This is a genomic window from Waterburya sp. (genome assembly GCF_058530065.1).
In genome coordinates, this window is sequence record NZ_JBZNBU010000187.1 from 1 (window position 1) to 11,984 (window position 11,984).

6 protein-coding genes are annotated in these 11,984 nt (G+C 40.4%); 1 reads left to right on the forward strand and 5 read right to left on the reverse strand.

Going from position 1 to position 11,984, the window contains the following annotated elements; translation table 11 throughout:
* The 4 genes from nifJ to AC33VI_RS11910 all read right to left on the reverse strand — a co-directional run.
* On the reverse strand, positions 1 to 2,561 hold a 2,561-nt coding region (nifJ, locus tag AC33VI_RS11895; RefSeq protein WP_491782479.1), incomplete at its 3' end, for a pyruvate:ferredoxin (flavodoxin) oxidoreductase.
* A 296-nt stretch (positions 2,562 to 2,857) separates the two neighbouring features.
* Complete coding sequence (locus AC33VI_RS11900) at positions 2,858 to 4,000, reverse strand: glycosyltransferase (protein WP_491782480.1); 1,143 nt, start codon at positions 3,998 to 4,000, stop codon at positions 2,858 to 2,860.
* A gap of 40 nt (positions 4,001 to 4,040) precedes the next feature.
* Entirely contained in the window at positions 4,041 to 5,387 is a 1,347-nt protein-coding gene (locus AC33VI_RS11905) for a helix-turn-helix domain-containing protein (RefSeq protein ID WP_491782481.1), read from the reverse strand.
* A gap of 361 nt (positions 5,388 to 5,748) precedes the next feature.
* A complete protein-coding gene (locus AC33VI_RS11910; RefSeq protein WP_491782482.1) occupies positions 5,749 to 6,897 on the reverse strand; it encodes a glycosyltransferase family 4 protein in 1,149 nt (382 codons plus the stop codon).
* 514 nt (positions 6,898 to 7,411) lie between these two features.
* On the opposite strand from AC33VI_RS11910, the gene AC33VI_RS11915 reads away from it, so the two are divergent.
* A complete protein-coding gene (locus AC33VI_RS11915; RefSeq protein WP_491782483.1) occupies positions 7,412 to 10,813 on the forward strand; it encodes a DUF4347 domain-containing protein in 3,402 nt (1,133 codons plus the stop codon).
* On the opposite strand, the gene AC33VI_RS11920 is transcribed toward AC33VI_RS11915, so the two are convergent.
* Positions 10,806 to 11,984: hypothetical protein (locus AC33VI_RS11920; protein ID WP_491782484.1), on the reverse strand; the 1,179-nt coding region annotated here is incomplete at its 5' end. The genes AC33VI_RS11915 and AC33VI_RS11920 overlap by 8 nt on opposite strands.

Here is an 11,984-nt window from a genome sequence, read left to right on the forward strand (position 1 = left end):
CGATCGCCAAATAGCTGACTCATCAGTTTGAGATAGGGAGTCTCGCCACATCCCGCACAAGCCCCAGAGAATTCAAACAGGGGTTCTTGCATTTGCTGTTGATTAATTTTGTGCAGATTTAGCTTAGTGCGATCTGGGTTGGGAAGATCTAAGAAGAAATCCCAGTTTTCCCGTTCTTGTTCCCTTAAGGGTAGCTGTGGCTGCATATTAATCGCTTTCAAGCGCGGTTGGGATTTGTTTTTGGCAGGGCAAACATCAACACAAATACCGCAACCCGTACAGTCTTCTGCTGCTACTTGAATAGTGAATTTTAAATCTTTCCAGTCGTGTTGCCTAGCGTCAGTAGATTTGAAACTAGCTGGAGCATTTTCTAGCTGTTGCGGTTCGTAAACTTTTGAGCGAATTACGGCATGAGGACATACCATGACGCATTTGCCACACTGAACGCAGACATCGCTATCCCAAACGGGTATTTCTTGGGCGATATTGCGTTTTTCTAATTTAGAAGTACCAGTAGGATAAGTACCATCGCAGGGTAAGGCACTGACGGGTATGGTGTCACCCTTACGAGCGATCGCTTTTTTCAGGAATTCAGGTATTCTATCGGCTGTTATTCCCCCCTTACAAAGGGGGGTAAGGGGGGATCGATCCTCAACCTCAAATAAATTATCCAAGGTGGCATCTACCGCTTTGAGGTTCATCTCAACGATCGCCTCGCCTTTTTTACCATAGGTTTTGCGAATCGATTCTTTAATAGCTGCGATCGCTTCTGCTTCGGGCAATACTCCCGATAAGGCAAAGAAACATACTTGCATTACCGTATTAATTCTATTCTTCATTCCCGCTTCGCGAGCAACTTTGTAGGCGTTGATAGCGTAAAATTTTAATTGCTTATCGATAATCTGCTGCTGAATTTGCTGGGGCAACTGCTGCCAAACTTCTTCTTGACTGTAGGGACTATTGATTAGAAAAGTTCCTCCTGTTTCTATACCATCGAGAACGGGTAGTTTTTCCAAAAAGTTCCATTGGTGACAACCGACAAAACTAGCTTTATTTACTAGATAGGTGGAATGAATCGGCTGCGAACCAAAGCGCAAGTGGGAAACCGTAACCGAACCCGATTTTTTGGAGTCGTAAACGAAGTAACCCTGGGCATAGTTGTCGGTAGACTCGCCAATAATTTTGATCGTATTTTTGTTTGCCCCGACAGTACCATCCGAACCCAAACCATAAAAGATTGCCCGCACGATATCCTCTGGTTCGGTAGAAAAATCGCGATCGTATTCTAGGCTGGAGTGAGTCAAGTCATCGTTAATGCCAATAGTAAAATGATTTTTTAGCTTGGCTTCCCCCTTATTAAGGGGGATTAGAGGGGGATCGAGATTAAGATTATCGAATACTCCCTTAACCATAGCTGGGGTAAATTCTTTAGAAGAGAGTCCGTATCTGCCACCAACAATTTTGGGTAGAGATGCACCATTACGGGTTTCCATTAAGGCATTAACTACATCGAGATACAATGGTTCTCCCGCACTGCCTGGTTCTTTGGTGCGATCGAGTACGGCAATACTTTTGACGGTTTTAGGTAATGCTTCGATAAATCTTTGAGTATCAAAAGGACGATATAGCCTTACTTTTACCACACCTACTTTTTCATCTCTTTGATTGAGATAATCCACCGTTTCCCGTGCGGTTTCGCATCCCGAACCCATCAAGACAATTACTCGTTCTGCTTGCAGATCGCCGTAATATTCAAACAACTTATATTGTCTTCCTGTAACTTTAGCAAACTCATCCATTACCTGTTGCGTAATTTCGGGACAGGCTTGATAGTAAGGGTTAACCGTTTCCCTAGCTTGAAAGAAAATATCGGGATTTTGTGCCGTACCTCTAATAACTGGACGATCTGGGGTTAAAGCTCGTTGGCGGTGAGCAATGATATCATCTTCATCAATTAGCGATCGCATTACCGACTCATCCAGCAATTCAATCTTTTGAATCTCGTGGGAAGTCCGAAAACCATCAAAGAAATGTAAGAAAGGAATGCGCGATCGCAAAGTTGCAGCAGTAGCAATTAAAGCCATATCTTGCGCTTCTTGCACCGAAGCCGAACCCAGCAGGGCAAAACCAGTAGCGCGAGTTGCCATCACGTCGCTATGATCGCCGAAAATAGATAAAGCCTGGGCTGCAACGGAACGGGCTGCTACGTGAAATACTGTGGGTGTAAGTTCCCCAGCAATCTTATACATATTGGGAATCATTAACAACAGTCCCTGAGATGCTGTAAAAGTTGTGGTTAACGAACCAGTCTGCAACGCACCGTGAACCGCCCCTGCCACACCGCCTTCACTCTGCATTTCTACTATTGTTGGTACTGTACCCCAGAGGTTCTTGCGAGCGTGAGATGACCAGTTATCTGCCCACTCACCCATTGGCGAAGAAGGAGTTATGGGATAAATGGCGATGACTTCATTGAGGGGATAGACTACGCGGGCGACAGCTTCATTACCATCCAGAGTTGCATAGGTTTTGGTTGTTTCTCGAACGGGCAATCGCACCATGACTAACCTTTTCTCCTATAGTTGTAGTTGTGTAGCGTTTCTATTTCTGATTCAATTTGAAATTAAGTCAAAAGTTTGAAGATGTTGTGAAGGTTGGAAAAACAATCTTTGTGAAAATTTTTCTTACTGCGCTTTTCACATGGGTAGACCACATAATTAAACTTTAAAAACTAAGAACTAAGAACTAAAAACTAAAAACTACGAACTAGTAAATTTTCCCAGAGAGCTATTCAACTTTTTCTCCTACAGTTATAATCGCAAATATTAAAGACGGGACAATAAGCTTTTTCCTATTTTCAGATAGATCTAATACTTTGGGCAAAAGTTTCCACGATGTTTTCTAGAGCAAAATTGACTTTAGCGTCAATATAACCTTGTTTGGCAATTGTACTAGCTTGTGTGCGATCGCTAACTATTTGTTCGATCCGTTTTTTTAAAGCCATTGCTTCCCCTGGAGGGAATAAATAACCGTTCGCGCCGTCTCTTATCAGTTCTAAAGCCCCTCCAGCAGCAGATGCTATCACTGGTTTTTGCGCCAATTGTCCTTCGACAATCACGCGACCAAAAGGTTCGGGTTCGGTAGAAGTATGAACTATGATATCGCAAGCTTTCATCAGCACGGGTATATCATCACGAAAGCCCAACCAATGAACTCGCTCTACTAATTTTGGTGTGGCAGCTAACTCTCTAAGTTTAGAGACATATTCATCTTCTCCAAATAAGGCTTCTCCAACCAGAATGACTTGTACTTGAGGCAAATTTGCGACTGCTTCCAAGAGAATATGTTGTCCTTTCCAATAAGAAAGACGACTAAACAAGCCAATTAGATATGAGCGATCGATATTCAATTGAGAACGAATTTTTTTAACATCCTGTTCGGCGACACGGTCGAACCTTTGGGAATCAAAGCCATTGTATAGTACCTGTAATAAAGCTTCTTTTCCCCCAGCTATGACAAAAGCCTTTCCCGTAGCTTGGGAGTTGACTAACACTTTAGTCGCCAAATTATTGGCTAGGAATACTGCAACTAACCGATTGACTCTGCTGAATTGTTTGGCAGTAATAATGTCGTGTAAGTACCACCAAACTGGGGGACTACCTCTTAAGGTTGCCAAAGCGGCAACCACAAATGCTTTCTGAGAATTAGCTAAAATTAGATCGAATCCTTGGGCTTGTTTGCTAATCTGACCTGCCATCTGCCAAAGTTCAGGTATTATCGCTAAAGAGTTTAGTCCCTCAGAAGCACGGAGTTTGAGTATCTTATCAGAGGTTTCGAGCGCGTCTACTTTTACCCCTAATCTTCTCAGACGCTCGAACAAAGGTCCATTTTCAAATAAGAGAACTTTACTAGTTGCAGAATAGGCATTTGCTAAATCTAATAAACTTAATTCAGCACCTCCCATGGCAGCAGTATGATCGACAAAAAGAATCTTAGGCATTTTTATTGCTATCAATCTTAACAGCTTATTGATTTAGTCTTTAATTATGACAAGCCTGTTTGACTAGCTTTCTACGCAAATATATTTTCATAATCGGAATTAAAGCATAATTAGAATTATTTTCTACGATTAAAGATCGCTCGATTAAATAATTAATGCTGTTAGAAATTTCTAGTGTGGGTTGAGATTGTTTGATATAGTTGCTCAATTGGTTTAAGGTTATCAATGAATCTGAAATAGCTAACCAATATACAATTTCTTTTTCTAAAAGTGATAAGCAAGACAATTCTAATTCTAGTAGATTGATAATTGGTTCGAGAAAACTGATTTCTTCAGCCGTATGAGCGATATTGTCGGTCTGAAAATTCTCTAGATACAGATGACGATCGACAATTTTGAGTAACTGAGGATTATTTTGCAAAGTTCTAAAAATAAAAGTTAGATTTTGCTCGTTGAGAAACTTTTTTCGTTCTGATTTAAACACTTTTTTACTGGTTTCATCCTTCAAGCCTTGTAAATTTAGAAATTTAACCTGATTCTGACTGTAGTATTCCAGTATTTTAGGTTTGATGCGGCTGGTGGCTATCAATAAGCTTTGATGTTCCGCAGCAATGATGAATTCTAAAAACTGGCTGTATTCCGAGAATTTTTGTTTGTACTTACTTCCTTTGGTATCTTCAAATATACCTTCCAAATCATCTAAAACTAATAGTATTTTGTTGTTTCTCAAACAGCTAATAAATTCAGAGAGTAGAAAGCTCAACTCCAAATCATTATTATCAACTTCGGGATTGACTATTTTAAGATAGCTATCAATTAGCGTACTCAAAGAGGGAATTGGCTGCAAAGAGAACCAGATAACATAATCAAATTTAGTTTCAACCTTCCGAGCAAATTCAGTTACCAAAGTGGTTTTTCCACTGCCTACCATGCCAGAAACTATAATACAATTACAGTCGGATTCTTGACCCCATATGTCTAGGGTTTTAATTTCTTCTTTTCTACCTAAAAAATGCTTAGTGTTTGGAGCAGTTGTCCAATGGTATATCTGTCTGTTTTTTACTTCCTTAGATAAGCTTGAAGGCAAACTATCACTTGGTATAATGCTATTTTGGGAATTTTCTTTAGCTATTGTTTGCCTCATGAAAGGAACAAAGTTACTCTTGTTGATTTGTTTGTCAAAAACCTGAGAAAGAGTTTTCCATAAACTACAGCCTACACTTTTAATATATTCTGGATCGTAATTGTGCCGATCTGCCATTTCTGCATATGTTTTGCCATTCCAAACTTCTCGTAGTACTATTTCTTGGGTTGGATTGAGATATGTAGGCTCGAGAGATTTATCTATGAAAAATAAGACAGTCTCAAAATTAACTGTATTTGTCATTATGTAGTCAACAAGGAATATAGATTGGCTAAATATTTTTAGTTAACTAGAGTCAAGATATTAGATATCTGTTTCAAATGTGAAAGCTAACATCAACCTAAGATAATTATCGAATTACCTCAAGCTAAAATTTTTTTGTATTTTATGTTACTAAATAGTACAGATTAGCTATTTCTCTAATTAATTGGCGACTGAATTTTTGAATTTAACTTAAAGTATTAGCCAAAAAGGCAACTGATAGCAGATATTTTTTAATAGCACGATGATTTTTAGTTAATAGTAGATACTTCATTTGGAGGTTAAATTTATTTTGTGAGAAAATTGTGAAGAAATCAGTAAGTTACTTTTCAATAGAGAGAATTTAACTCAACCTGCTAGCGATCGCACTTTGATAAACGAGTTCGATCTTTTGAGAGATCCCCTGCCAAGCATAATTTTGTCGAACGTACTCCAAGCAAGCTTGGCTATCTGGTAATAAGCGATCGCCCGATAGGGCTTCAAGAATTCCCCGAGCAAGTTGCTTGGGATCGTATCCCTCAAAAACTAAATCTGGATTGAAAGGTTGTAAAATTTCAGGAATTCCACCAACGGGAGTTCCCAATACGGGAGTCCCTGCAGCTAATGATTCAATGACAATTAAACCAAAACCTTCTAAGGCAACGGTAGGAACGACGGAGAAATTGGCAGCACGATAATATAACGGTAATTGTTCATCGCTAACATATCCTAATAACTGGACATTTTTGGTTAATTCTAGTTCTTCTATTTGCTTTTGCAATGTATTTTTTAATACACCTTTACCCGCAATATAAAGCAGAATGTCGGGATAGCGATCGCGCACCTGTTTCATTGCCAAAACTAGATTTTCTAGTCCCATTCGTTTGGCTAGCCGACGGATACAGAAAATAGTCGGTCGAGATTGATGCCAAGACAACTGAGAACGAGCCTCTGTTTGAGAGATCTTGATTTTAAAGCGGTCGATATCTACGCCACCAGGAACAACCGTAATTTTAGATTTGGGAACTTGGTACTCCTGATGTAAAACATCTCGGAAGGTTTGCGAGAGAACAATAAATTTACACGCTCGTTTGTAGACGGCTTTTTCGATGAGTTTTTTGCCCCAGATCGCCACAGTTTTCGGCGTTTCGGCATCGCTTTCCAAGGCCCAAGGTCCGTGAAAATGGAAGACTAACGGGTATTTTTGAATTAGATCTAAAACAGGAAAAGTATAAAGGCTAAAGTGAGCAACTATCAGATCGAATTTTTCTCGATTTAAAATTTGCTGCAATTCTTTGCGGACTGCTATTAGACGTTTGGGCAATGAAGAGTCGGGCGGTGCAAAACCATGTATTTTGCCCTGAGTAGTTTGACTGAGGTCAGTAGACCCCGAAACTAGCCCCGTCACTTCTACTTTGGCAAGAGGCAATTGATGGCTGCAATCATAAAAATAGCGATCTAGCCCTCCTCCGCGATCGGGAAACCATTCTAAGCCAATTTGTAATGTCTTCACGGCAATTTCACTTTTGGGCTAAAGAGCTAGTTCTAAAAAAAGAACCAAAGTTTGTGTGGTACTGAGTTTGCCAGCCTCCTTTTAAATGGAGGTCGGTCGATTTATGAGATTGACAACGGTTTCGATATATCAGTAATTATTCGCTATTTTTTTATACCATACTAACTGAATAATTTAACTATTATTTTGGCAATTTAAATTTACAGTAAAGCATTTTTAAAATTTAGAGAAATTTTCTTAAATACAAACGACTATAAAAAAAATTTCTTATTTTTATCGAGCGTATTTTGGTATTTCTTTAGTCATTAATAATTAAATATTTCTACAAGCTCGGAATAACCAAAGCATTTTTTTTCCAAACACAAATTTTATATTTAGTTAGCTTTTCTGAAGGCATACGCCCAAAAGACAGATAAGCTTATTGATAATAATAAAAAGCTGCGATAGCTCAGATTATAGCTGAGATATAGATATAGCATTTTTCTCTTTAATTATCGATTTTAAAATATAAATTATGGTTTTGAATCCTCAGACAAATTCTGCATTAGATATAGCTCAAAATAGCAAGAACCTGGTTTTTATAAATTCTGACGTTGAAAATTACGACCCCCTACTTTTAGGAACTACTCCTAATACAGAAGTAATTCTTCTCGATTCAAGTCGCGATGGAATCGAACAAATTAGTCAAATATTAAGCGAACAAACGCAGATATCTAGTATTCATTTAGTATCCCACGGACAGCCTGGAAAAATAGGCTTAGGCAATACAGAATTAAGCTTAAATACTTTAGATTTATATCAAAATCAATTACAAGATTGGTCAGAAGCTTTAACTCCGACCGCCGATATTGTTGTTTATGGTTGCAATGTGACAGTCAATGATGATGGTCATAATTTAATCGCTGCTTTAGCAGATCTGACTACAGCCGATATTGCTGCTTCCAACGATCTAACAGGAAGTAATGTTTTGGGAGGTGATTGGGAATGGGAAACAACTACTGGTGCGATCGAATCAACATCTGCTTTTACCTCAGAAGCGATCGCCAATTTTTCTGGAGTGCTAGCTGCAGGACATAGTCATTCGGAACATAATAATTCGGAACATTCAGCTTTGCTCGATTTAGTCCCTCACGATCGAGCAACTCATGTGGCAATCAAAAATGGTGCTTGGTTCGATCCTAATATTTGGCACAATGGTCAAGTGCCTGGTGATGATGCCGATGTCTGGATTCCCCAAGAGCATTATGTTTGGTACGGCAGCCAAAGCAACGAGCGGCTCGATACAGTCCGAGTTGACGGAACTCTACAATTTGCTTCTCAAAGAAATACCAAAATGTCCCTCGATACCTTGGTGGTTTCGCCTCAAGGCAGACTGTGGATTGGCAAGGAAAATAATCCAATTAGAGCCGATAAAACGGCTGAGATTATCTTTACTAGCGAAGATGCGATTGACACTACCTGGGATTCTAAGCAATTGAGTCGGGGTTTAATTAGTAGCGGTCAAGTCAAAATTTATGGGGCTGACAAAGTTGATTTTGTGCCTCTCAAACAAGATGCTTTACAGGGCGATAACGAACTAATCTTAGATTTACCTTCAGGTCGGGCTTCTGCTTTGGGTTGGAGGGTTGGCGACCAGTTAGTTTTAGGTGGAACTTCTTACAGCCATCAAGCTAGCGATGAAGATAATGCTCGATTTCATGATGAAGAATTAACTATTACCGCTATCGAAGGCGATCGCGTGCGCTTTACCAATAACAACATTGATTCTGGAGATAATACGATACTACGGTTCGATCACAAACGTCCCGATGGCTTTGCAGATCGATTAAATCTTTATGTGGCTAACACCACTCGCAATGTCAGCTTTGCCACAGAAAATGGCGATCGCGTGCCGACTCAACAACGGGGTCATGTGATGCTGATGCACAATCCTGATGTCGTCGTCCAAAATGCTGGATTTTATCATTTAGGCAGAACAGACAAAAATCAGCTAATTGACGATCCAGTCAAAAATGTTGATGGCTCAAAAGGTAATGGTACTAATCCTAGAGGTCGCTATTCTTTGCATTTTCATCGTAATGGCAGCACTGAAGACTTAAATGGCTTGGCTGCCATAGCTAAAGGCAATGCGATCGTTGATAGTCCTGGTTGGGGTTTAGTTCACCATGATGGTCATGTCGTCTTGGAAGATAATGTAGTGTTTGATGTTGTTGGTTCGGGCATCGCAGCCGAGGCAGGCAACGAAATTGGAGCTTGGCGTAACAATATTACGATCAAAACTACAGGAGATGACGATCCAGGTTTGGGTTTTAACGGTCCTAGAGAATATTTATTCGACTTTGGTTTTAATGGTGAAGGTTATTGGGTTCAAGGTGCTGCCCAAGTAGAAATGGAAAATAATATTGCCATTAGTGCGGCTTCGGCGGGCATCACCCTATTCGGTTTTGATGGTGGAAGCGAGCAATTTCGGGAGGCGCAAACAATCTCAGTGGCAACCTTGCCCGAACAATGGCAAGATATTGCCAAAGGTACTCAAGACGAAACCCAAATTGATGTGTCGGTAGTACCTCTGCGGAAATTATCGGGTTTTGAAAGCTACAATGCTACGGTAGGTATACTTTCTTGGGGTCGAATGGACAACCAAGACGGTCAACTAGATTTCTTTGTAGATACTAACGGTAATCAAAGACCCAGTCACAATTTTCGTTCTGTAATTGATGATTTTCAAGTTTGGAATATTGTCGGTAACGGCATTAATTTGGCTTACAGCAGCAACATTGACTTACAAGACGGTCTGATTTTGGGTAAACCACAACGGGGCAACAGTACGGGAATTACCAGTAACGATCGCTCGACCAATCTGCACTACCAAAATATTCATGTAGAAAATTGGGTCAATGGGGTCAAAACACCCTATGATGCGGATAAAGATTTTGTCGGTTCGGGGATTAAAGATAGTTACTTTGCCAACAATCAAAATAATTTTGTAGCGACTTCCTCATCCAAGCAAGCTCAAGAAGACTTTCCTGCCTTTTTCCAAATTGGCGATCGCAATGTTTTCCAGACTGACAGCGATAATCTTGCACCCAGACCGCGATTTAATACTGAAACAATTGGCGGTTTGGCAGTAGACTTTGATGCTAGTGCTTCCTTCGATCGCGATTCTTCTTTGAGAACAAAAGCCAGTCAAGGAATTGTTAGTTATGGCTGGGATTTTGATCATGACGGTCAAATCGATCGCTTTGGTCGTCAGGTAAGTCATCATTTTGCTAGGGCTGGTTCTTATGATGTTAGCCTGCAAGTTTGGGACGAGGGGGGTGCATCTCGAATTTTGACCAAGACCATCAACGTCAAGCAGAAAAATTATCAAAATGCCTGGATAAACGGCAATTTTAGCAGTAGTCAGCCATTTACATCTCACTGGAATAGTAATAGTAAATTTGCCGATCGAGGCTGGTTTGCTTCAACGGGAGTCAAGCACAATTCCAGTCTGGGTAACGGTGGTGCGGTTACTCTCTCAGGTTCAGAAAAAAGATCGGTACTGGGTCAGGTTGTTTTCGACCAAAATAGGCGACGCGGTAGCCAAACTTTAAGCTTAGATCTTAAGAATATAGAAGGGGATCTAAGAGCTTTTCAACTCAACGAAATTACTATCAATCTCTGGGGCATTGATGGCGAATTTTACAACAATCCTAACCCTTATACCGATTATGGTCCTTATCAAGCAGGTGCGTTGCCGATGAAGAGTGAAAAATTAGTCGAACAAACTGTTGGCGGTTCTAGCTTTGACTGGCGCGAGTTTCAATGGGATGTGGATCTCCAAGACGGCTATCAATTTTTACTGTTAGAGATAGTTACCAATCAAACCAATCATAGTAAAGATCTTGTAGCTATTGATAATATTCAACTCAAGTAACATCGGGGACTAATTCTAATATTAATGGGCGATCGGAAATTTGCAGTCTCAATCTTTTAGGATTGTTGTAACGAGCGATCGCCGCAGCAGATTCGACAGGCTGATAGGTACTTGCCTGTTGAATTGGAGTTTTGAGGGTTAGGGTAACTGGACGGTCGGGAACTATTATTTCGCTCATAGTTTCGTGGTCGAAACTAGGTACTTCTTGCCAGAGAAACAGATAAAAGACTCCATCGTTTTTCTGGAATAAGATTTGATGAACATTACTCGTATCTCCCGATAAACCGTAGTCTAAAGAACCAGGGGAAAACGATCGAGACGTATTTGTTTCGCTATTTTTCAAAAGAGCGATCGAGTTTTGAAAAGCAATAAAGGCAGGCTTGGGCGAACCATCATTACGGAGCAAGCCAAAATTTACTTCATGCTCGTCCCTGGCGGGGTTAGGGCGATCGTCGATAAATTCGTAATTAAAGACGCGCTTGACTCCTCGATTATAAGATTCTAAAGCTAATCTGAGTAAATACTTAGCCGCAACTGCTTCGGTGACTGCTTTGCGACCTTCTTGATTGATGGCATTATCATAGCCAGATTCGGTTATGACCACGGGCTTATCCCCACAGGCAATTCTCGCTTCCATCAGCTTGCGATCGATTCTATGGGCTGGTGTTGCCCATCTGCCACTAGGATATCCAGGATAGTAGTGAATGTTGCCCATGTCGCAATCAACCCTACCTAACTTATGAGCATTTTTAGTCGGGCTGGATAGTGCGGGATTTAAGACAGGGATACGAGCCGTAATCGGCTCGGCTTTCATGGCTGCATACAGCCTAGCCTGAAAATCACGTATATATTCAAAACTATAATATCCTCCTAGTTCATTTGGTCCTTCTATCGCTTCTACTGCCTGGATTAGGGACTTGATTGTATTTTGAGCTATGGCAGGAGTATATTTATCTCTAGGATCGATGACTAAAGTAGATTTAATTCCCAGCTTCGCTAAATCGAGCAGTCTTTGATGCACGATCGCGTCATCAGGTCTTACACCGTCTCGAATATGTCTGACACCCAACTCTTGTAGTCGAGGCTTGATGATTTCTTCGTACTGACGAAAATAGGGAGTCTTTCGATAAGAAAGATGTACCGCTACTCCCAAACCATCAACGAAAGATTC